The sequence below is a fragment of the Streptomyces humidus genome, from assembly GCF_014649655.1.
Taxonomy (GTDB): Bacteria; Actinomycetota; Actinomycetes; order Streptomycetales; family Streptomycetaceae; genus Streptomyces; species Streptomyces humidus.
The window spans coordinates 173,298-194,407 of the sequence record NZ_BMTL01000017.1 but is presented as its reverse complement, the minus strand read 5'-3'; the positions used below and the strand labels follow the sequence as shown (position 1 = coordinate 194,407).

The 21,110-nt window shown below is 71.7% G+C and carries 18 protein-coding genes and 2 pseudogenes; 12 read left to right on the top strand and 8 right to left on the bottom strand.

Features of this window, described 5'->3' with window-relative positions; translation table 11 throughout:
- Window positions 1–134 precede the first annotated feature (134 nt).
- On the bottom strand, window positions 135–659 hold the full coding sequence (locus IE239_RS21230; RefSeq protein WP_190150922.1) for a DUF4245 domain-containing protein: 525 nt from the start codon (window positions 657–659) through the stop codon (window positions 135–137).
- 131 nt (window positions 660–790) lie between these two features.
- Here IE239_RS21230 and glpX point away from each other — a divergent pair, with 131 nt between their 5' ends.
- A complete protein-coding gene (gene glpX, locus IE239_RS21225) occupies window positions 791–1,825 on the top strand; it encodes a class II fructose-bisphosphatase (protein ID WP_190150921.1) in 1,035 nt (344 codons plus the stop codon).
- Between the two features lie 215 nt (window positions 1,826–2,040).
- Here the strand turns inward: glpX and IE239_RS21220 are convergent, their stop codons facing one another.
- Both IE239_RS21220 and IE239_RS21215 read right to left on the bottom strand, forming a co-directional pair.
- On the bottom strand, window positions 2,041–2,415 hold the full coding sequence (locus tag IE239_RS21220) for a WhiB family transcriptional regulator (protein WP_069768104.1): 375 nt from the start codon (window positions 2,413–2,415) through the stop codon (window positions 2,041–2,043).
- Between the two features lie 129 nt (window positions 2,416–2,544).
- Window positions 2,545–3,252 (bottom strand): DUF1707 SHOCT-like domain-containing protein, encoded by a 708-nt coding sequence (locus IE239_RS21215; protein ID WP_190150920.1) that lies wholly within the window; start codon window positions 3,250–3,252, stop codon window positions 2,545–2,547.
- A gap of 176 nt (window positions 3,253–3,428) precedes the next feature.
- Between IE239_RS21215 and IE239_RS21210 the strand changes: the two genes are divergently transcribed.
- The 4 genes from IE239_RS21210 (at window position 3,429) to IE239_RS21195 (ending at window position 9,955) form a co-directional block, all read left to right on the top strand.
- Window positions 3,429–5,096, top strand: coding sequence for a fumarate hydratase (locus IE239_RS21210; protein ID WP_190150919.1), 1,668 nt, complete (start codon window positions 3,429–3,431; stop codon window positions 5,094–5,096).
- Between the two features lie 275 nt (window positions 5,097–5,371).
- A complete protein-coding gene (locus tag IE239_RS21205) occupies window positions 5,372–6,757 on the top strand; it encodes a class II fumarate hydratase (protein WP_190150918.1) in 1,386 nt (461 codons plus the stop codon).
- Between the two features lie 73 nt (window positions 6,758–6,830).
- The gene (gene fomD, locus IE239_RS21200) at window positions 6,831–7,523 is read left to right on the top strand and encodes a cytidylyl-2-hydroxypropylphosphonate hydrolase (RefSeq protein WP_190150917.1); all 693 of its coding nucleotides are present in this window, start codon (window positions 6,831–6,833) and stop codon (window positions 7,521–7,523) included.
- Window positions 7,524–7,840: 317 nt separating this feature from the next.
- Complete coding sequence (locus IE239_RS21195; protein ID WP_190150916.1) at window positions 7,841–9,955, top strand: ATP-binding SpoIIE family protein phosphatase; 2,115 nt, start codon at window positions 7,841–7,843, stop codon at window positions 9,953–9,955.
- A 111-nt stretch (window positions 9,956–10,066) separates the two neighbouring features.
- Here the strand turns inward: IE239_RS21195 and IE239_RS21190 are convergent, their stop codons facing one another.
- Complete coding sequence (locus tag IE239_RS21190) at window positions 10,067–12,520, bottom strand: transglycosylase domain-containing protein (protein WP_190150915.1); 2,454 nt, start codon at window positions 12,518–12,520, stop codon at window positions 10,067–10,069.
- A 419-nt stretch (window positions 12,521–12,939) separates the two neighbouring features.
- On the opposite strand from IE239_RS21190, the gene IE239_RS21185 reads away from it, so the two are divergent.
- The 5 genes from IE239_RS21185 to IE239_RS21165 all read left to right on the top strand — a co-directional run bounded on the left by IE239_RS21185 (window position 12,940) and on the right by IE239_RS21165 (window position 17,825).
- Window positions 12,940–13,833: an SPFH domain-containing protein gene (locus IE239_RS21185; RefSeq protein WP_190150950.1), complete on the top strand. Its 894-nt coding sequence runs from the start codon at window positions 12,940–12,942 to the stop codon at window positions 13,831–13,833.
- Window positions 13,830–14,084: a type II toxin-antitoxin system antitoxin gene (locus IE239_RS21180; protein WP_190150914.1), complete on the top strand. Its 255-nt coding sequence runs from the start codon at window positions 13,830–13,832 to the stop codon at window positions 14,082–14,084. Before IE239_RS21185 ends, IE239_RS21180 begins: the two co-directional genes overlap by 4 nt.
- Window positions 14,085–14,281: 197 nt before the next feature.
- Window positions 14,282–14,806 carry a PadR family transcriptional regulator gene (locus IE239_RS21175; protein ID WP_190150913.1) on the top strand — a complete coding sequence of 175 codons (525 nt, stop codon included), beginning with the start codon at window positions 14,282–14,284 and terminating at the stop codon, window positions 14,804–14,806.
- Entirely contained in the window at window positions 14,803–15,492 is a 690-nt protein-coding gene (locus tag IE239_RS21170; protein WP_190150912.1) for an ABC transporter ATP-binding protein, read from the top strand. The genes IE239_RS21175 and IE239_RS21170 overlap by 4 nt, the downstream gene beginning before the upstream one ends.
- Window positions 15,489–17,825: an ABC transporter permease gene (locus IE239_RS21165; RefSeq protein ID WP_190150911.1), complete on the top strand. Its 2,337-nt coding sequence runs from the start codon at window positions 15,489–15,491 to the stop codon at window positions 17,823–17,825. Before IE239_RS21170 ends, IE239_RS21165 begins: the two co-directional genes overlap by 4 nt.
- Before the next feature lie 100 nt (window positions 17,826–17,925).
- Here IE239_RS21165 and IE239_RS21160 read toward each other — a convergent pair whose 3' ends face one another.
- The 4 genes and pseudogenes from IE239_RS21160 to IE239_RS42215 form a co-directional block, all read right to left on the bottom strand.
- On the bottom strand, window positions 17,926–18,354 hold the full coding sequence (locus tag IE239_RS21160; protein ID WP_190150910.1) for a hypothetical protein: 429 nt from the start codon (window positions 18,352–18,354) through the stop codon (window positions 17,926–17,928).
- 4 nt (window positions 18,355–18,358) lie between these two features.
- Window positions 18,359–18,745, bottom strand: coding sequence for a roadblock/LC7 domain-containing protein (locus IE239_RS21155; RefSeq protein WP_190150909.1), 387 nt, complete (start codon window positions 18,743–18,745; stop codon window positions 18,359–18,361).
- Window positions 18,746–18,819: 74 nt separating this feature from the next.
- The gene (locus tag IE239_RS21150; protein WP_190150908.1) at window positions 18,820–19,710 is read right to left on the bottom strand and encodes a MarR family transcriptional regulator; all 891 of its coding nucleotides are present in this window, start codon (window positions 19,708–19,710) and stop codon (window positions 18,820–18,822) included.
- Window positions 19,711–20,042: 332 nt separating this feature from the next.
- Window positions 20,043–20,229, bottom strand: a pseudogene (locus IE239_RS42215) (helix-turn-helix domain-containing protein); the annotation flags it as partial.
- Between the two features lie 104 nt (window positions 20,230–20,333).
- Between IE239_RS42215 and IE239_RS21145 the strand changes: the two are divergent.
- Together IE239_RS21145 and IE239_RS21140 are read left to right on the top strand one after the other, a co-directional pair.
- A pseudogene (locus IE239_RS21145) lies at window positions 20,334–20,486 on the top strand (peroxiredoxin); the annotation flags it as partial.
- 6 nt (window positions 20,487–20,492) lie between these two features.
- Window positions 20,493–21,026 (top strand): alkyl hydroperoxide reductase, encoded by a 534-nt coding sequence (locus IE239_RS21140; protein WP_190150907.1) that lies wholly within the window; start codon window positions 20,493–20,495, stop codon window positions 21,024–21,026.
- Window positions 21,027–21,110 lie beyond the last annotated feature (84 nt).

Sequence of the window (21,110 nt, the reverse complement as noted above, 5' to 3'; positions counted from 1 at the left end):
GCAAAACGCTCGGCTGGGAAACCCCAGCCGAGCGCCTCGCTAAGCTCCTGGCCACAGCCAGTTGATCACTGTGTTGCAACGACCCCTGGAATTCGCCACACCGGGGGCCCTTTCACGCGTGCGCTCGGGGGCGCTCATGCCAGCTTCAGGGCACCGGCCATCGTCGACAGCTGACCGAAGCCGCCCGTGCCCGCGACCACCGTGGTGGAACCGTCGGCGCCCTTCAGCACGAGCGCGTCGTAGCGGCCGCCGGTGTAGCGGGTCCAGGTGCGGCCGCCGATCTGCTCGGTGACCTCGGTCTCGGTCGATCCCTGGCTGGCCTCGTCGATGAACTGCGAGCGCCGCTGAGTGGACTGCTCGATGGTCACGTACTCCCCGTCGGGGGCGTGGAAACCGAGGTGCCAGGCGTCGAAGGCGTCGCCCTTGAAGCGCACCGAGGTCGCCTTCCACGTGCCGGGCAGGCCCTCGGGCGCGGCCACCGGGTAGGACGCCGCGCGGCGCGCCGTGAGGAGTTCGACGCGGTAGTCGACCCGCTTGACGTCGGGAGCGCGGTCCTCGTGCGGGACGAAGAGGTAGATGACCCACGCCGCGATCATGATGAGTCCCAGGGAGAGGATCATGTCCCGGGCCGTCTTCTGCTTGCCGTTCGAACCTGCCACGCCCCCTATCGTCGCAGGTGCCCGGCGCGCTCATCCGTGGGGTCCCCTGCTCATTTTGTCGGACTGACGATAGAGTCGGGCATCGAACCCTCATCCGGCCGTCGTCGTATCAGTCAGAAAGGTGCGCTCCGATGACCGAGCATCATCACTTGCCGTCCGAACTCGACGTCCCCTCCGAGGCCCCCGACCGCAACCTCGCCCTGGAACTCGTCCGGGTGACCGAAGCCGCCGCCATGGCGGCGGGCCGCTGGGTGGGACGCGGGGACAAGAACGGCGCCGACGGCGCCGCGGTACGCGCCATGCGCACCCTCGTGTCCACCGTGTCGATGAACGGCGTGGTCGTCATCGGAGAGGGCGAGAAGGACGAAGCCCCGATGCTCTTCAACGGCGAGCGCGTCGGTGACGGCACCGGGCCCGAGGTCGACATCGCGGTCGACCCGATCGACGGCACCACGCTGACGGCCAAGGGCATGCCGAACGCGATCGCCGTCCTCGCCGCCACCGAGCGCGGGGCGATGTTCGACCCGTCCGCCGTGTTCTACATGGACAAGCTGGTCACCGGACCGGAGGCGGCCGAGTTCGTCGACATCGACGCGCCCGTCGAGGTCAACATCCGCCGGGTCGCCAAGGCCAAGCGGTCCACGCCCGAGGACGTCACCGTCGTCATCCTGGACCGGCCCCGGCATGCCGGCATCATCGAGGAGATCCGGGCGACCGGCGCGCGCATCAAGCTGATCTCCGACGGCGACGTCGCCGGCTCGATCCTGGCCCTGCGCGAAGGCACCGGCATCGACCTGCTGCTCGGCGTCGGCGGCACGCCCGAGGGCATCATCTCGGCCTGCGCCGTGAAGTGCCTGGGCGGCGTCATCCAGGGCAAGCTGTGGCCCAAGGACGACGAGGAGCGGCGGCGCGCGGTCGACGCCGGGCACGACCTCGACCGGGTGCTCACGACCGAGGACCTGGTCACCGGCGAGAACGTGTTCTTCGTCGCCACCGGCATCACCGACGGCGAACTGCTGCGCGGGGTCCGCTACCGCTCGGAGACCGCGACCACCGACTCGATCGTGATGCGGTCGAAGTCGGGAACGGTACGGCGCATCGACTCCGAGCACAGGCTGAGCAAGCTGCGGGCCTACAGCGCCGTCGACTTCGACCGGGCGAAGTAGCTCCGCCCCGCAGAAGCGGCTCGATCCCGGTCCACGGGCGCCCCCCGGTGCGGAGGGGGGCGCCCCTTCCGCACTTCGTCACCGGCCCGGACCCACCGGACCCAGGACCCGCACGACGGACGCGCACGACGGACCCGCACGCCGGATCAGGCCGACCGATCAGGCCTGAGGACGACGCCGGGGACGACGGCGCCGGAGCGGGCGAGGGCCCGGCCCTAACCGGCCTGGGCTATGCGGCCCGCCGCCCGCGCCTTCTGCAGTTCGACGTCACGACGGCGGCGCCGGGCGAGGACCACGCGGCGCTCGGCGGCGGTGAGGCCGCCCCAGACGCCGTAGGGCTCGGGCTGCAGCAGCGCGTGCTCGCGGCACTCCACCATCACGGGACAGCGTGCACAGACCCGCTTCGCCGCCTCCTCGCGCGACAGCCGGGCGGCCGTGGGCTCCTTCGAGGGGGCGAAGAACAGACCTGCCTCGTCCCGGCGGCACACCGCCTCGGTATGCCAGGGAGCGTCTTGGTCCCTGTCGCGCGCTGGCACCCGCTGGGCCGGGACAGCGGCGACCTGCAGGGACGAATGCGGCGGTTGCAGCACGGGTCTACTCCTGACGACGGCTTCGCGAGCGAGCGACGATGCAGCAAGGCCTACCCGCTGTACGCGCGCCTATGCACAGGGTTCACGGCCCCGGACACCGCCGTCCGGGCGATGGCGCATTCTCGTCCGTCAGCGGTCCAGGTGTCTGCGCAGCCCCTTGTCGACCTTGCGCTGAACACGGTCGAGGATGTCCGCCACGAGCTTGCCGCGCTTGGGCCGGCCCTCGATGTTGCCCAGGACCGCCCAGCCGTCGACGTAGACCACCGGCGCGTCCGGCTGGGGGGAGTCGAGCGCGTCCACCTCGAAGCTGCCGAGGACCGCGCCGCCGGTGCCGCGCAGCGACACGTTCTCCGGGACGCGGACCTCCACGTTGCCGAAGACCGAGATCGCCTTGATCACCACCTGCTGGTACTCGAAGAGCGCCTCGGTGAGGTCGATCTCCACGCTGCCGAAGACCGCGTAGACGTGGATGCGCCGGCCCGCGCGCCAGCGCCCGCGGCGGACCGCGCTGCTGAAGACGGCGACCACGCTGTCGTCCGGGTCGGCCGGGATCGCGCCGACGGTGGGCCGGGAGGGGGCGGAGGCCGGAGCCGCGCGCCGCTCGTGTGCGGCGGGCAGGTCCCGGACGAACGCCTCCAGCTCGCCGACCGTCTTCGCGGCCAGCACGCCGTCGACGCGCTCGGCGTGCTCGTCGGCCGTCAGACGGCCCTCTGCCAGGGCCTCGCGCAGCATGTCGGCGATACGGTCACGGTCGGCGTCGGACGCGCGCAGCTCGGCGGCCGGGGCGGAGGCCGTGGTGGGGGCGGCGGGCGCGCTGCTCTGCTTCTGAAGGTCCACGACAGCAGCGTACCGAAACACGATAGATCGCGATACCCCCGGTCGGCCGGTCCCCGCGGAGCCTCCCACGGGGCACTGAGCCTTACCTCACAGGCCCGCCGTCCACGGCAGGTTCTACGCTGGTGGGCGCCCGCCGATGGAGGCGGGCGCCGTCTGCCGAGTGAGGAATGGGCGAGATGCCTGAGTTCGCGTACACCGATCTGCTCCCCATGGGAGAGGACACCACCCCCTACCGGCTGGTGACCTCCGAGGGTGTCTCCACCTTCGAGGCCGACGGGCGGACGTTCCTCAAGGTCGAGCCGGAGGCGCTGCGCAAGCTCGCCGAAGAGGCCATCCACGACATCCAGCACTACCTGCGCCCCGCCCACCTCGCGCAGCTGCGCCGCATCATCGACGACCCCGAGGCCTCCGCCAACGACAAGTTCGTCGCGCTGGACCTGCTGAAGAACGCGAACATCGCGGCGGCCGGCGTGCTCCCCATGTGCCAGGACACCGGCACGGCCATCGTCATGGGCAAGCGCGGACAGAACGTGCTCACCGAGGGCGGCGACGAGGCCGCGCTGAGCCGCGGCATCTACGACGCGTACCTGAACCTGAACCTGCGCTACTCGCAGATGGCCCCGCTGACCATGTGGGACGAGAAGAACACCGGCTCCAACCTCCCGGCCCAGATCGAGCTGTACGCCACCGACGGCGGCGCCTACAAGTTCCTGTTCATGGCGAAGGGCGGCGGCTCGGCCAACAAGAGCTTCCTCTACCAGGAGACGAAGGCCGTCCTGAACGAGGCCTCCATGATGAAGTTCCTGGAGGAGAAGATCCGTTCGCTGGGCACGGCCGCCTGCCCGCCGTACCACCTGGCGATCGTCGTCGGCGGCACGAGCGCCGAGTACGCGCTCAAGACCGCGAAGTACGCCTCCGCGCACTACCTGGACGAGATCCCGGCCGAGGGCTCCGAGCTGGGGCACGGCTTCCGGGACAAGGAGCTCGAGGAGAAGGTCTTCGAGCTGACGCAGAAGATCGGGATCGGCGCGCAGTTCGGCGGCAAGTACTTCTGCCACGACGTGCGCGTGGTCCGCCTCCCCCGGCACGGCGCGTCCTGCCCGGTCGCCATCGCCGTGTCCTGCTCGGCCGACCGCCAGGCCGTCGCGAAGATCACCGCCGAGGGCGTCTTCCTCGAGCAGCTCGAGACCGACCCGGCGCGTTTCCTGCCGGAGACCACGGACGAGCACCTCGACGAGTCGTCCGACGTCGTCCGGATCGACCTGAACCAGCCGATGGACGACATCCTCGCCGAGCTGACCAAGCACCCGGTCAAGACCAGGCTGTCGCTGACCGGTCCGCTGGTCGTGGCCCGCGACATCGCGCACGCCAAGATCAAGGAGCGGCTGGACGCGGGCGAGGAGATGCCGCAGTACCTGAAGGACCACCCGGTGTACTACGCGGGTCCGGCGAAGACTCCCGAGGGCTACGCCTCCGGTTCCTTCGGGCCGACGACCGCGGGCCGCATGGACTCCTACGTCGAGCAGTTCCAGGCCGCGGGCGGCTCCAAGGTGATGCTGGCCAAGGGCAACCGCAGCAAGCAGGTCACGGACGCGTGCGAGGCCCACGGCGGTTTCTACCTCGGCTCCATCGGCGGCCCGGCCGCGCGCCTCGCCCAGGACTGCATCAGGAAGGTCGAGGTCGTCGAGTACGAGGAGCTCGGCATGGAGGCCGTCTGGAAGATCGAGGTCGAGGACTTCCCGGCGTTCGTCGTCGTCGACGACAAGGGAAACGACTTCTTCCAGGATCCGGCGCCGGCGCCGACGTTCACGTCGATTCCGGTGCGGGGGCCGGGTTTGGTGTGACGCGTGTGATCCCGTGACGGACGCCCGCCCCTGAGAGACGCAGGGGCGGGCGTCGTCGTCCGGTCGGGACCCGGTCAGCCGGCGCACACGGCGGAGTCGTCCGGGTCGCCCGGCTCGACGGTCTTCGGCGCGTGCGGGGTGCCCCTGCTCGACTGCTCGGCGCGAGAGCGCCCCCGCCCGCTGCGCCGCCCCGGCGGGACCCGGGTCTCCTGCCGGACGACGCCCGGCGGCGCGGCGCGCGGAACATCCCGGCCGCCCCGATCGCTGTACCGGGCATGAGCGACTACCGCATCGAGCACGACTCCATGGGCGAGGTACACGTCCCGGCGAACGCCAAGTGGCGGGCCCAGACGCAGCGCGCCGTCGAGAACTTCCCCGTCTCCGGCCAGCGCATCGAGCGCGCCCACATCGAGGCGCTGGCGCGCATCAAGGGGGCCGCGGCGAAGGTGAACGCTCGGCTCGGAGTGATCGACCCGGACATCGCCGACGCCATCCAGGAAGCGGCCGCTGAGGTCGCCGAGGGCCGGTGGGACGAGCACTTCCCCGTCGACGTGTTCCAGACCGGGTCCGGGACGTCGTCCAACATGAACGCCAACGAGGTCGTCGCCACCCTCGCCACCGAGCGCCTGGGCCGGGACGTGCACCCCAACGACCACGTCAACGCCTCCCAGTCCTCCAACGACGTCTTCCCCTCCTCCCTCCACATCGCCGCGACCGCCGCCGTCACCCGCGACCTGATCCCCGCGCTGGAGCACCTCGCGGACTCCCTCACCCGCAAGGCCGAGGAGTTCGCCGACGTCGTGAAGTCGGGGCGCACCCATCTCATGGACGCCACGCCCGTCACCCTGGGTCAGGAGTTCGGCGGGTACGCCGCCCAGGTGCGGTACGGCGTGGAGCGGCTGAACGCCTCGCTCCCCCGGCTCGCCGAACTGCCGCTGGGCGGCACGGCCGTCGGCACCGGCATCAACACGCCGCCCGGGTTCTCCGCCGCCGTCATCGAGGAGGTCGCCCGTGTCACCGGGCTGCCGCTGACCGAGGCGCGCGACCACTTCGAGGCGCAGGGCGCGCGGGACGGCGTCGTCGAGACCAGCGGCCAGCTGCGGACCATCGCGGTGGGCCTCACGAAGATCGCCAACGATCTGCGGTGGATGGCCTCGGGGCCGCGCACGGGCCTGGCCGAGATCAGCCTGCCCGACCTCCAGCCGGGTTCCTCGATCATGCCCGGCAAGGTCAACCCGGTGATCCCGGAGGCGGTGCTGATGGTCGCCGCGCAGGTCGTCGGGAACGACGCGACCGTGGCCACGGCGGGCGCGGCGGGCAACTTCGAGCTCAACGTGATGCTGCCGGTCATCGCCAAGAACGTGCTGGAGTCGATCCGGCTGCTGGCCAACGTCTCCCGGCTGCTCGCCGACCGGACCGTCGACGGGATCGTCGCGCACCGCGAACGCGCCCGGGAGTACGCCGAGTCCTCGCCGTCCGTGGTCACCCCGCTGAACAAGTACATCGGGTACGAGGAGGCCGCGAAGGTGGCCAAGAAGGCGCTGGCGGAGCGGTCGACGATCCGGCAGGTCGTCCTGGACGGCGGGTACGTGGAGCGCGGGGATCTGACGCTCCGGCAGCTCGACGAGGCGCTGGATGTCCTGCGGATGACACGCCCGTGACGATTCACGCCCCGGCGCGAGAACCGTGACGCGCGCGGCAGCGTCGTATGGCCATGGCACCTAATATCTGTCCATGGCAGACGGCGGAGCGGTGAGACGCGTGGGAACGGGCGGTGCGGCGGACTTCTGGGGGCCGGGTGACCGGATCCTGTGGCGCTACCGGGAGAACGGCGGAGCGGGATTCCACATCGCCCGCCCCGTCACCGTCGTGCGGGACGACGAGGAACTCCTCGCCGTGTGGATGGCCCCGGGCACGGAGTGCGTCAAGCCGGTGCTCGCGGACGGCACCCCGCTGCACGAGGAGCCGCTGCACACCCGGTACACCAAGCCGCGGACCGTGCAGCGCGGCCGCTGGTTCGGCACCGGCGTGCTGAAGCTGGCACGGCCCGGCGAGCCCTGGTCGGTGTGGCTGTTCTGGGAGCCGGGCTGGACGTTCAAGAACTGGTACGTCAACCTGGAGCAGCCGCTGGCCCGTTGGGGCGGTGGCGTGGACTCCGAGGACCACTTTCTGGACATCTGCGTCTACCCGGACCGCAGTTGGGACTGGCGCGACGAGGACGAGTTCGCGCAGGCCCAGCAGGACGGGTTGATGGACGCCACGGTGGCTCGGCGGGTGCGCGAGGCGGGCCGCAGGGCGGTGGAGCGGATCCGCGCCTGGGGGTCGCCGTTCGACGAGGGTTGGCAGCACTGGCGCCCGGATCCGTCCTGGGCCGTACCGTTGCTGCCGGAGGACTGGGACCGCACCCCCGCGCACCTGTCCACATGAGACCCTTGATGCGCCCCCGGGCGGCAACCGTAGGATCGTCCTCCGCAAGGCATCGCAGGCGGTAACTCCCGGAGCGCGAGCCGGGTCTGATTGAACGTCACCGAGGGGCGGCAGGGCGTGAGCGAGGGGCATGAGGGAAACACCGGCGGGATGCTCCCCGTAGGCTCCCAGGGTCGCGCGAGGCCCACCGGCGACACAGGAACAACCTCTGACCACGCGGGAACTCCGTTCCGGGGACATGTATTCCGGGTATCGGGTTTCCTGCGGGACCAACTGCGCGCGCGGCGTGCAGCCCCGGACGGACGGATTCGACACGCGTGACGGAGCAGCCCATCTCCTACGAACGCCCCCAGGGCGTCGACCCCACGGACCACCGTGGGGCACTTCTGCATACCCCGGCGCCCGCACCGGGTGCGACCGCGTCACCGCCCGACGGCTCGGGTACGACGACCTGCGGAAAGGGCGGAAAGGGCACCATGGGCGGCCAGGGAGCTGTGGGAAAGGACGCGGCGGCCGGTCCGGAGGCGGGCTCCGGGACCGAGCACTCCCAGCCGTCCGCGTCCACCGAACCGGACACGCATCGGCCGCGCCCCGCGCCCGAGTCCGTCCCGGCCCAGCCGGGGGCCGAGGCGCGCCCCGAGCGGGGGCCCGGCCCGCAGGAGCGGCGCACCGGGATGGCGGTGGCCCCCGGCCGGCCCACGCCGATGCGGCGGGACGGGGACCGGTTGCGCTTCGTGGGCGCGGCGACCCGGCGGATCGCCCGCGGCCTTGACCTCGACGAGATCGTGATGGGGCTGTGCCGGGCCACCGTGCCGACCTTCTCCGACGCGATCCTGGTCTATCTGCGCGATCCGCTGCCGGTCGGCGACGAGCGGCCCGCGGCGGACCGCATCATGCTGCGGCTGCGCCGCACCGACCGCATCCCGGAGGAGCGGGACACCGAGACCGGCTTCGCCGCGCTGGCCCTGCCGCCTCCGGAGCCCGGCGAGCTGACCGCGGAGCTGTCGGCGTCGGTCGGGGACATGTGCGAGGTGCGGCCCGGCGGCGCGCTCGCGGAGGTGCTGCGCGGGGTGCGTCCGGTGTTCGCGGACGGTCCGGCCGCCCGGGCTGCTCTGCCCGAACTCCTGGGCGAGGAGGCCACCTTGGTCGTCCCGGACGGTCAGCGGGCCGTCCTGGCCCCGTTGCGCGGCCGGCGCCGGGTGATCGGCGCCGCGGTGTTCCTGCGCCGTCCGGAGCGCCTGCCGTTCGAGAACGACGACCTGCTGGTGGCCGCCCAGCTCGCCACGCACAGTGCGCTCGGGATCGACAAGGCGGTGCTGTACGACCGTGAGGCGTACATCGCCGACGAGCTGCAGCGCACGATGCTGCCGGAGACCCTGCCGCGTCCCACGGGCGTGCGGCTGGCGTCCCGGTACCTGCCGGCGGCGGAGACGGCCCGGGTCGGCGGCGACTGGTACGACGCCATCCCGCTGCCCGGCAGCCGGGTGGCGCTGGTCGTGGGCGACGTCATGGGGCACTCCATGACGTCGGCGGCCATCATGGGGCAGTTGCGCACGACGGCGCAGACCCTGGCCGGGCTGGACCTGCCGCCGCAGGAGGTCCTGCACCATCTCGACGAGCAGGCCCAGCGGCTGGGCACGGACCGCATGGCGACCTGCCTGTACGCGGTGTACGACCCGGTCGCGCACCGGATCACCATCGCCAACGCGGGGCATCCCCCGCCCGTGCTGCTGCATCTGGGCGGCCGGGCCGAGGTGCTGCGGGTGCCGCCGGGCGCGCCGATCGGCGTCGGCGGGGTCGACTTCGAGGCGGTGGAGCTGGACGCGCCCGCCGGGGCGACGCTGCTGCTGTACACCGACGGCCTGGTGGAGTCCCGGCTGCGGGACGTGGCGACCGGGATAGAACAGCTGCGGGAGAAGCTCGCGGCGACCGCCCGGCTGACCGGGCCCGATCACCCGCCGCCGCTCGAGGCCCTGTGCGACGAGGTGCTCGACATGCTCGGCCCGGGCGACCGGGACGACGACATCGCGCTGCTCGCCGCCCGGTTCGACGGGATCGCGCCGAGCGACGTCGGGTACTGGCTGCTGGAACCGGAGGACGCGGCGCCGGGGCGTGCTCGCCGGCTGGCCCGGCGGGCGCTCTCGCGCTGGGGGCTGGAGGACATGTCCGACTCGGTCGAGCTGCTGGTGAGCGAGGTCGTCACGAACGCGGTGCGGTACGCCACGCGGCCGGTCACCCTGCGGCTGCTGCGGACCGACGTGCTGCGGTGCGAGGTGGGGGACGACGTCCCGCAGCTGCCCCGGCTGCGGCAGGCCCGGGCTACCGACGAGGGCGGACGCGGGCTGTATCTGGTGAACCGGCTGGCCCGGCGCTGGGGGGCCACGCGGCTCAGCACCGGCAAGGTGGTCTGGTTCGAGCTGAACCGGAGCTGACGGACCCGCGCAGACGCGCGAAAGGGGGCGCCCGGAGATCTCCGGGCGCCCCCTCGCCGTTTCGCCGCAGCCGGCGTCGGCTGCGGCGCCGGCTGCGGCGTCGCCGTCCTGCTAGCCGAGGATCGGGTTGCCCGGGTCCCCCGAGCCGCTGGAGGGGGAGCTCGTGCCCGGGTCGGGCGAGGTGCCGCCCGACGGTGAACTGGACGGGGACGTGCTCGGCTTCGGCGACGACGACGGCGACGTGCTCGGCTTCGGCGACGACGACGGCGAGGCGCTCGGCTTCGGCGACGACGACGGCGAGGCGCTCGGCTTCGGCGACGACGACGGCGACGGGGGCGCCGTCTGGACCGCCGCGCCCTGGTCGGTCTCGAGGTCGAACTTGGTGACCTCGGTGGAGACGCCGAAGGTGTAGGCCGCCCAGATCAGCGCCGGGAAGCCACCGCCGTTGACGCGGCCGTCGTCCGAGGTCAGGCCGTTCGTCGCGCCGGTCATCGGAACCTGTGGGTGCGGGGCCTTCGCGGACTCGCCGAACAGGCCGACCGAGGTGACGAGATCGGGGGTGTAACCGGTGAACCAGGCCGACTTGTTGTTGTCGGAGGTGCCCGTCTTGCCGGCGACCTTCTGGCCCTTGCGCAGCGGGTTGTCCCGCACGGACAGCTTCGCCGTGCCGTCGTCGACGACGCCGGTGAGCACCGAGGTGACCGAGTCGGCGGCCTCCCGGTCGATGACCTGCGCGCCGATGGGGTCGGTGTGCTTGAAGGACGGGTAGGCGCTGTTCTCCGCCGACCTGATGAGCGCCGGGGTGACCTTCTTGCCGTGGTTGTCGAGGGTGGCGTAGACGCCGGCCATCTGCAGGGGGCTCGCGCCCATGGTGCCGAGGGTCTGGGCGGGCACGGCCTTGAGGTCCTTGGTGTGCATGCCGAGGTCGGCGGCGACCTTGAGCACCTTGTCCATGCCGACGTCCACGCCCATCTGGGCGAAGACGGAGTTGATGGACTTGTTCAGCGCCGTCTGGACGGTGACGGGGCCGTAGTCCTGGTCGTCCTCGTTCTCCGGGGCGAAGCCGATGTCGCTGCCGACGACCGGGCGCTTGCTGGTGCCGTCGTAGATGGTGTTGGCGGTGATCTTCTTGTCGTCCTGGGTCACGGCGTTCTCGTCGAAGGCCGCGGCGAGGATCACCGGCTTGAAGGTGGAGGCGGGCTGGTAGTCGGTGCGGGTGGCGTTGTTGAGGTAGTGCTCGGTGTAGCTCGTGCCGCCGTACATCGCCACGACCGCACCGGTCTTCGGGTTCACCGAGGCCGCGCCGGCCTGTACGTCGCCGTCGACCGCGCGCTTCTTCTTGTCCAGCTTGCTGGTGAGCTGTTCCTTGACCGCGGCTTCCAGCGCCTTCTGCTTCTTCTTGTCGATGTTGAGCTCGATGGTCCAGCCGCCCTTGCGGACCAGGGCCGCGGCCGACTCGTAGTCGTCGGCGACGCCCGTGGCGACGAGCTGGTTGGCGAGCTCGGAGTTGGCCGCGTCGACCAGGTAGCCGATCTGGCCTTCCTTCCCCGGGGCGGCCTTGGGGTCCTTGGGGATGTCGAACTTCATCCCCTCGCGCTTGGACTTGTCCAGCCAGTTCTGCCCGACCATGTTGTCGAGGACGTAGTTCCAGCGGGCCTGCACCAGGCGTTTGCCGGTGTCGGAGGCGACGGCCCAGTCGTACTGGCTGGGGGCCTGGAGCAGCGCGGCGAGATAGGCGGCCTGCTCGACGCTGAGCTTGTCGGCGTCGACGCGGTAGTAGGCCTGGGCGGCGGCCTGGATGCCGTAGGCGCCGCGGCCGTAGTAGCTGGTGTTGATGTACCCGGCGAGGATGTAGTCCTTGTCCTTCTCCCGGTCCAGCTTGAGGGAGATGACCAGTTCCTTCAGCTTGCGCGTGACGGTCTGTTCCTGGGACAGATAGTAGTTCTTGACGTACTGCTGGGTGATCGTCGAACCGCCCTGCGCGCCCTTGCCCATCAGGGTGTTGAGGACGCCGCGGGCGGTGCCCTTGAGGTCGATGCCGTTGTCGCTGTAGAACGACTTGTTCTCGGCGGCGACGAAGGTGTGCTGGACGGGTTTGGGGATCGTGGCGAGGTCGACGTTCTCCCGGTTGACGTCGCCGTCACGGGCCAGGAGCGCGCCGTCGCCGTACTTGTAGACGTTGCTCTGCAGGTCGGCGTCGGGGTTGCCCGCGGGGATCGGGGTGCTCACGTAGAGCCAGATGAAGGCGCCGATCACGGCGATGGCGAAGCCGAGGAACGTGCCGAGGATCTTCTTCCAGGTGAAGAGCCGGCGTATGAAGCCCTTGTCCTTGCCGCCGGGCTTGCCCGCCCTGCCGTTCGCGCCTCTGCCGGCCTTCTTCGCGCCCCTGCGTGCCGCCGCGCGGCCGCCGGGCACGGGCGCGGGCGCGGTGGTCGTGGCGGTCGCCGTCCCGGCGGCGGCCTCGCGGGCGCGGGGTGCCACCGACTCCGTCTCCGTCGAGCGGTTCCTGGGCGCCGCGCGGCGGCCACCGCGCTGTCGAGCTCGTCTCTCTTCCGCTCGTCCCATGAGTCCGCTCGCTCCGCTTCCTACTCGGCAGTCACACCAGTGCCCGGGGGCAGGGGCAGGTCAGCTCAGAAAGCTAACACCGCTGTCTATGACGAGGCGCCGCCGATCCGCCCTTCGGGCGGCGTGAGAATCAGCACCCCGCCCGGTGGAACCGGTCCGACCTCCCCACCGGTTCGACGTCCGAAGGGGGTGCGGGGTTGCCATCGCACGCTAAAGTGATATCACTTAGATAGGCAGCCGATCACTGAAAAGGCTGCTGACGAGAAGACGAGAAACGGGGATCCACCATGTCCGTACACGACCCCTCGGCCCACGACGCGTCCGCCCACGACGCATCGGCGCCCGGCCCGTCCACCGCCGTCCGGCCCGTCGCCGATTCCATCCCTGACCCCCTCGCCGATTCCGTCGACGCACCCGAGATGCCCGCCCCGCGCGTGACCGAGTTCCCCGCGCACAGCGTGGGCGGCGGACTGGCGCTGCTGCTCGGTCTGGGCGGGCTGGCGGCCGGCGCCGGGATGATCGCCGCGGCCACCGCGGTGACGGCGACCGGGCCCAAGGCGGCGCTGATCGTCGGCGGCATCCTGGTCGCCCTTTCCGCGTTCCTCGCGATGTGCGGACTGAACACGGTGGCGCCGGGCGAGGCGCGCGTGGTGCAGCTCTTCGGCCGCTACCGGGGCACCATCCGCGAGGACGGCCTGCGCTGGGTGAACCCCTTCACCTCCCGCGAGAAGATCTCCACCCGGGTCCGCAACCACGAGACGGCCGTCCTCAAGGTCAACGACGCCTACGGCAACCCGATCGAGCTCGCCGCGGTCGTGGTGTGGAACGTGCAGGACACCGCTCAGGCCTCCTTCGAGGTGGACGACTTCCTGGAGTTCGTCGCCACCCAGACCGAGGCCGCCGTCCGGCACATCGCCATCGAGTACCCCTACGACTCGCACGACGAGGACGGCCTCTCCCTGCGCGGCAACGCCGAGGAGATCACCGAGAAGCTCGCGATAGAGCTGCACGCGCGCGTGGAGGCGGCCGGCGTGCGGATCATCGAGTCCCGCTTCACCCACCTCGCTTACGCTCCCGAGATCGCCTCGGCGATGCTCCAGCGGCAGCAGGCGGGCGCGGTCGTCGCGGCGCGACGGGAGATCGTGGACGGAGCCGTCGGGATGGTGGAGGCGGCGCTCGGCAGGATCGCCGAGCAGGGCATCGTGGAACTGGACGAGGAGCGGAAGGCGGCGATGGTGTCCAACCTGATGGTGGTGCTGTGCGGGGACCGGGCGCCCCAGCCGGTGCTGAACACCGGGACCCTCTACCAGTGACGGATCCCGCCGGGGGCGCGGCCCCGCAGGGCCGGCCGCAGCGCAAGCAGGTGCTGCTGCGGCTGGATCCCGCGGTGTACGAGGCGCTGGCCCGGTGGGCCGGCGAGGACCTGCGGTCCGCCAACGCGCAGATCGAGTTCCTGCTGCGGAGAGCCTTGAAGGAGGCGGGCCGGCTGCCCGGCGACACCGGCCCCCTGCCCCGCCGCGGCCGGCCCCCCGGAGGCCCCGCCCGCAAACCCCCGACACCCTGAGGGCCCGGCGCCCCCGCGCCCGTCACGAGGCGGGCGCGGGACGGCCGTCCTGAGGCGGGCGCGGGGGCGGGACGGCCGTCACGGGGCCTGTAGCGAAACGGTGACAAACGGCCGTCACCTGCGGCACCGTACCGCCCGCTGTCAGCCGCGCACTCGGCGTATACACGGCGGGTATACACCGCATGTACAGTCCTCGCATGTCCATCGGTCACACCCTCCTGGGACTCCTGGAGTCCGGGCCACGCCACGGTTACGACCTCAAGCGGGCCTTCGACGAGAAGTTCGGTCACGACCGGCCGCTGCACTACGGCCAGGTCTACTCGACGATGTCGCGCCTGCTGAAGAACGGGCTCGTCGAGGTCGACGGCATCGAGTCCGGCGGCGGCCCCGAGCGCAAGCGCTACGCCATCACCGACGCCGGGATCACCGACGTCGAACAGTGGCTCGCCACGCCCGAGAAGCCCGAGCCGTATCTGCAGTCCACGCTGTACACGAAGATCGTCCTCGCGCTGCTCACCCACCGCGACGCGGCCGACATCCTCGACACCCAGCGCGCGGAGCACCTGCGCAGCATGCGCATCCTCACCGACCGCAAGCGCCGGGGCGATCTCGCCGACCAGCTGATCTGCGACCACGCGCTGTTCCATCTCGAGGCCGACCTGCGCTGGCTGGAGCTGGCCGCCGCGCGTCTCGACAAGCTGAAGGCGGCGGTACACACGTGAACGCTCCCGGGGGATCCCTGCTCGTCGCCGAGGGCCTGCGCAAGGCCTACGGTCCGACCATGGCGCTGGACGGCGCCGAGTTCTCCATCCACCCCGGCGAGGTCGTCGCGGTGATGGGCCCGTCCGGGTCCGGCAAGTCGACGCTGCTGCACTGCCTCGCCGGCATCGTGACGCCCGACTCCGGCTCGATCATGTACGACGGCCAGGACCTCGCCACGATGAGCGACGCCCAGCGCAGCCGACTGCGGCGCTCGGACTTCGGCTTCGTGTTCCAGTTCGGCCAGCTCGTGCCCGAACTGACCTGCGTGGAGAACGTGGCGCTGCCGCTGCGGCTGAACGGCGCCCCGCGCAAGCAGGCCGAGCGCACCGCGCTGGAGTGGATGCAGCGCCTCGAGGTCGACGACCTCGGCAGGAAGCGGCCCGGCGAGGTCTCCGGCGGGCAGGGGCAGCGGGTCGCCGTGGCGCGCTCGCTCGTCACCGACCCGCGGGTGCTGTTCGCCGACGAGCCGACCGGCGCGCTGGACTCCCTCAACGGCGAACGCGTGATGGAGCTGCTCACCGAGGCCGCACGGTCGGCCAACGCCGCCGTCGTCCTCGTCACGCACGAGGCGCGGGTGGCCGCCTACTCCGACCGCGAGATCGTCGTCCGGGACGGCAAGTCGCGGGACATGGAGCGCGTCATATGAATCTGCGCCAGTGGTCCCGTGACCTGGGGCTGGGGGTCCGGTTCGCCTTCGCGGGCGGCCGGGAGGGCTGGATCCGGGCGGTGCTGACGGCCGTGGGCGTCGGCCTCGGGGTGGCCGTGCTGCTGCTGACGACCGCGGCGCCGAACGCGCTCGAGGTACGCCACGACCGTGAACAGGCCCGGCTGGACTGGCCGTTCGGCGAGCCGCCGGCGAAGTCCGACAGGACCCTGTTGATCGCGCAGTCCGACACCACGTTCCGCGACAAGGACATCCGCGGCCGGATGCTGGAGCCGGAGGGCGCCCGCGCCCCGCTGCCGCCCGGCCTGAACCGGTTCCCGGCGAAGGGCGACATGGTCGTCTCGCCCGCGCTGAAGAAGCTGCTGGCCGCCGACGACTCGGCGCCGCTGCGGGAACGGCTGCCGTACCACGTCGTCGGGACCATCGGGGAGAGCGGGCTGGTCGGCTCGCAGGAACTCGCCTACTACTCGGGCGCCACCGGGCTGACCCCGCATGTCAACGGCGCGGTGGTGAACCGGCTGGAGACGTTCGGGGACCCGAACCCGTCGCAGGAGAAGACCGACCCGGTGCTGCTCCTGCTGATCCTCGTGGTCATCGTGGTGCTGCTGATGCCCGTCGCGGTGTTCATCGCCGCGGCCGTGCGGTTCGGCGGCGAGCGGCGCGACCGCAGACTCGCGGCTCTCAGACTGATCGGCTCCGACGGCCGGATGACCCGGCGCATCGCGGCGGGCGAGGCGATGGCCGGCTCACTGCTGGGCCTGGTCCTGGGCACGGTGTTCTTCCTGGCCGGCCGCCAGGCGGCGGGCACGGTCGAGGTGGTCGGCGTGAGCGTCTGGCCCAGCTACCTCAACCCCTCCCCCGCGCTGGCCGCGCTGGTCGTCCTGGCGGTGCCGACGGCGGCGGTGCTGGTCACCCTCTTCGCACTGCGCGGTGTGGTGATCGAACCCCTCGGAGTGGTGCGCGCCGCCAAACCCGCACGGCGGCGCCTGTGGTGGCGACTGCTGCTGCCCCTGGGCGGTGTCGCGATGCTCTACCCGATGATCGGGCAGGGCCACGCGGGCGGCGACTTCAACCAGTACCTGGTGAGCGGCGGCGTCATCCTGATCCTCGTCGGCATCACCGCACTGCTCCCGTGGCTCGTGGAGGCGGTCGTCGGCCGGCTCGGATCGGGCGGCGTCGCCTGGCAACTGGCGGTGCGGCGCCTGCAGTTGAGCAGCGGTACGGCAGCCCGGATGGTCAACGGCATCGCGGTGGCGGTGGCCGGGGCGATCGCGCTCCAGATGCTGTTCGCCGGCGTGGACGGCGACTACACCAAGGCCACCGGTCAGGACGTCAGCCGTGCGCAGATGCAGGTCCGGGTGCCGGACGGCGCGCCGCTGGGCCCGACCGCCCTGAAGTTCGCCGACACCAAGGCCGTCCGCAAGGTGACGGCGCTGTGGGAGGGCTACCTCGGCGACTCCTCCTGGAAGAGCCAGGACGGCCCGCAGACGCTCGGCGCGCTGGCCGTCGGCGAGTGCCCGGCCCTGCGCGAGCTGGCGAAGCTGCCCTCCTGCAAGGACGGGGACACGTTCGTCCTCGACGGCGGCGGAACGTCGAACGACGGTCCGATCCTGAACAAGCCCGGCAGGAAGCTGTACTTCGAACAGTCCTCCGACGACCACAGCGCGGACGTCCTGTGGACCGTCCCTCCGGGCGTCAAGAAGGCCCATTCGGTGAAGGGCCTGACCGACTGGGAACGGGACGGCTTCCTGATGACGCCGAGCGCGCTGCCCAAGGCGGCCGAGAAGCGGGTCAGCGGGGAGATCTACCTCTCGATCGACGAGTCCGTGCCCGACGCCTACGAGTACGCCCGTAACACGGCGTTCAGGGTGGACCCGCTGTCCCAGCCGATGAACTGGACGGCCACCCGGTCGGACACGAAGTTCAGTTCCATCCGCACCGGGCTGCTGGTCGGCGCGGCCGGCGTGCTGGCGCTGATCGGAGCGAGCCTGCTGGTCTCCCAGTTGGAGCAGTTGCGCGAACGCAGGAAGCTGCTGTCGTCCCTGGTCGCCTTCGGCACCCGGCGCCGCACGCTCGGGCTGTCCGTGCTGTGGCAGACGGCGATCCCGATCGTGCTGGGGCTGGTGCTGGCCGCGACGGTGGGGATCACCCTGGGCGCGGTGCTGCTGCGGATGACGGACACCCCGGTGGACGTGGACTGGGCGAGCGTGCTGGCGATGACCGGCATCGGCGCGGGGGTCGTCCTCGTGGTGACGCTGCTGAGCCTGCCTCCGCTGCTGCGGCTGCTGCGGCCGGACGGGCTGCGCACGGAGTAGCCGCCGCCCGCCAGGAACGCCAGGGACGGCCCCTCCCCGCCCGGGGAGGGGCCGTCCGCGTGCACAACTCTCGGCGCCGTCCTGGGCCGTCCTCGGCCGTTCACAGCCGGTACTCCCGCACCACCCTTCGGACCTGGGCGAAGAGCATGCCCACGTTGACCGACTTGCGGCAGACGACCACCGCGACGACGTCCTGCTGCTCGGTCATCCGCACGAACAGGTGAGTGAGGTTCTCGCTGTTGACGAGGATCTCCTGGAAGAAGTGGTTGTCGCTCTGGACCCCGCGGCGCTCCTTGAAGACGTCCTCGATCATCACCACCGTGCGGCCCTGGAACAGGTCGAGCGTCGCGCCCGCCAGCAGGTCCAGGACCTCGGGCGGATGGTTGTCGACGGTCTCGTAGGAGAGCAGCATGCCGGTGGACATGTCGACGACGCCGGAGGCGACGCAGTCGGGGGCATCCGTACGCAGTGACTTGACCAGGCCCATCACCTGATCGGAGAAACCGGGGGTCATACGCTTCGTCGCCATCCCTTCAGACTCCTTCGGCGGCTTTCCGGGTGAGGATCAGGTCGATGCGGCGCAGGGCGGGCTGGGTCGCCGTGTGCAGGCGCTCCACGTCCATGCCCTCGTCGCCGAGCACGACCATCAGCGCGGTGTCGCCCACCGCGTAGAACGCGGCGCAGCCGTGGCTGCCGTAGGCCACCGTGCGGTGCAGGGCGCCGCGGGCGGTCGCCTCGGAGGTGCGGCGGGCGAGGCCGATCCCGGCCGCGGCGAGGGCGGCGAGGCCCTCCGGGTCGATGGAGTCGGCGGTGTCGGCGGCGATGAGCAGTCCGTCGGCCGCCGCCACCGCGGTGTCGGTGATGCCGCTCACCTGCTCGCGCAGGCCGCGCATCTCCCGCGCGAGGGCTTCGTGGTCCATGTGGGCAACTCCCCTGTCTTTGATCGCATATGACCGTCTTCTGTCTGTGGGGGCCGGTGCGTGGGGGGGGCGGGTCATCTCGTGGTGGGGTTCCGCAGGCGGAAGAACTCCTTCCAGCCGGTGCCGCCGTCCGGTTCCGGCGTGAGGGCCTCGTTGATGCCGCTGGCGCCGGGCCGCCGCCGGGGCAGCGCCGTCGCGTCCGGGCCCGGCGGCGGCGCGGCGGGCGGCCCGGGTTCCCGGGGGCGCAGACCGCCGCCGTCCGCCGGCAGCCGGACCGGGATCGAGTGGGGCGCGTCCACGCACTCCAGAAGCCCCTCGCCCAGCATCCGGGCCACTTCGACGGTCACGGTGTAGACCCCGCGCCCGGTGCGGAAGGCCAGGTCGCGGGCGGTGCGCCGGCCGTCGGCGTGCGCGAGCAGCTCGCACCGCAGCGCGCCGAGGCGGGACGCCGCGCAGGAGACGGGGGCGGGCGTGGGCCGCTCCCGGTCCGGGCGGACGGGGTACGGCAGCGCCAGCAGTGCGCGCAGCTTGCGGGACGCCTCCTGGAGCAGCCGGGTGGGCGGTTCGCCCACGGCGACCGCGGCGGGCGGAGCTACGGCCGCCGGGCCGCGTTCGCAGCCGTCGACGCTGCCCGCGACGACCGCGAACGCGGCGTCCTGGAGGGACATCGCGCAGACCACCCGGAGCTGGGCGGCCCCCGCGTAGCCGTGGGCGATCAGCCCGGCGGCCGGCCAGCGCGCGCCGCCGGACTCGCGCACCAGTGCGGCCCACTCCTCGCCGCCGATCCGGCCGGAGCGCAGCAGCAGCGCCTCCGGGCCGGGCGCGCCCGGGGACTCGACGGCGACGACCAGCCCGCCGCGGAGATGGAAGGCGCCGCCGGGCGACCCGGACACGCGCACCTCCCCGGTGAAGCCGTCCCGGCCGCACGCGGCGAGGTCGCGTGCCAGCAGCTCGTAGCCCGACATCACTCCCCTTGGGCCTCTCGCACATACGCCTGACGCGTAGCGCTGAGGAGGGAATGTGTATCAGCCGGCGCGCATGTTCCAGCGCGGGATTCCCGACCTGCCCTCAGCTGACGGAAGTTGCTCCGCCGGGGTGCTCGAATCGCTGTGCGGAGACGTTATTTGACCGAGTGGACGGCTCTCCTGACGGACCTCGGTCAGCGTCCTCGAGCACCTGCCCCGGAAGCGGCCACAGCGCCTCCCGGAGGGCGTCCGCCGGCTCCCGGCACTGCGCCCCTCTCGCCGCTCCCGTGCGCACGGCCAGGGCGACACGGCGGGCGGGCGCGGGGTCGGCGTGCCGACACGGCGCCGGACAGGGCGGGCCGGCTCGCCGATGGCGGCGGCCGCGTCCCGGAAGTGCAGATGCCCGGCGACGGCCGTGAAGGCCCGGAGCCGGGCGGGACCGGGCAACCGCCTCCTGGCCCTCGCATCATCCACAGTCGCTGACAGATGCCTCCGGTCAATATGATCGAGTGGGGCCATTTTTCTGAATCGATGCACCCTGTGCCACGATCGGGCCCGTCCGACCCAAGGGAGGCGTCCGCGATCCGGACGCTCCCCCGCTGCGAGGAGAGCCTGTGCTCACTGAGTTCACGATGGTCACCGCGGGCTCCCTCGGCCGCGATCCCAAGGAGGTCCTGCGGGTCCCGGACGCCCTGCAGACCGACGAACTGTGCCCCGTCGACCGGGCCGAGGGCGAGAACACCCTCGACCCGGTCGAGCTGCCGGCCGGGGCGTGAGCTGAGATGTCCCTCGACTCGCTGAAGTCCGCGATACCGGACTACGCCAAGGACCTGAGGCTCAACCTGGGCTCGGTCATCGGCAACTCCGAGCTGTCCGCGCAGCAGCTGTGGGGCACCGTGCTGGCGACCGCGATCGCCTCGCGCTCCCCGATCGTGCTGCGCGAGATCGCGCCGGAGGCGAAGGCCAACCTCTCGCCCGAGGCCTACACCGCGGCCAGGTCGGCCGCGGCCGTGATGGCGATGAACAACGTCTTCCACCGCACCCGCCACCTGCTCTCGGACCAGGAGTACGGCAACCTGCGGGCCGGCCTGCGGATGAACGTGATCGGCAACCCCGGCGTCGACAAGGTCGACTTCGAGCTGTGGTCGTTCGCGGTCTCCGCGATCAACGGCTGCGGACTGTGCCTCGACTCCCACGAGCAGGTGCTGCGCAGGGCGGGCGTCGAACGCGAGACCGTCCAGGAGGCCTTCAAGATCGCCTCGGTGATCCAGGCGATCGGCGTCACGCTGGACGCGGAGGCGATCCTCGGCGACTGACGTCTGCGATGCGGCGACCGACGCCTCGGTCCGTCATCGACGACCGCCGTCCGACGAATGACGACCGCCGCCGGACGACTGCGG

Bases quoted from the DNA above. Each gene is read 5' to 3' on its own strand.
- glpX (WP_190150921.1), top strand. From the start codon at position 791: ATGACCGAGCATCATCACTTGCCGTCCGAACTCGACGTCCCCTCCGAG.
- IE239_RS21210 (WP_190150919.1), top strand. From the start codon at position 3,429: ATGCCTGAGTTCGCGTACACCGATCTGCTCCCCATGGGAGAGGACACC.
- IE239_RS21205 (WP_190150918.1), top strand. From the start codon at position 5,372: ATGAGCGACTACCGCATCGAGCACGACTCCATGGGCGAGGTACACGTC.
- fomD (WP_190150917.1), top strand. From the start codon at position 6,831: ATGGCAGACGGCGGAGCGGTGAGACGCGTGGGAACGGGCGGTGCGGCG.
- IE239_RS21190 (WP_190150915.1), bottom strand. From the start codon at position 12,520: ATGGGACGAGCGGAAGAGAGACGAGCTCGACAGCGCGGTGGCCGCCGC.
- IE239_RS21185 (WP_190150950.1), top strand. From the start codon at position 12,940: ATGCCCGCCCCGCGCGTGACCGAGTTCCCCGCGCACAGCGTGGGCGGC.
- IE239_RS21175 (WP_190150913.1), top strand. From the start codon at position 14,282: ATGTCCATCGGTCACACCCTCCTGGGACTCCTGGAGTCCGGGCCACGC.
- IE239_RS21165 (WP_190150911.1), top strand. From the start codon at position 15,489: ATGAATCTGCGCCAGTGGTCCCGTGACCTGGGGCTGGGGGTCCGGTTC.
- IE239_RS21160 (WP_190150910.1), bottom strand. From the start codon at position 18,354: ATGGCGACGAAGCGTATGACCCCCGGTTTCTCCGATCAGGTGATGGGC.
- IE239_RS21155 (WP_190150909.1), bottom strand. From the start codon at position 18,745: ATGGACCACGAAGCCCTCGCGCGGGAGATGCGCGGCCTGCGCGAGCAG.
- IE239_RS21150 (WP_190150908.1), bottom strand. From the start codon at position 19,710: ATGTCGGGCTACGAGCTGCTGGCACGCGACCTCGCCGCGTGCGGCCGG.
- IE239_RS21140 (WP_190150907.1), top strand. From the start codon at position 20,493: ATGTCCCTCGACTCGCTGAAGTCCGCGATACCGGACTACGCCAAGGAC.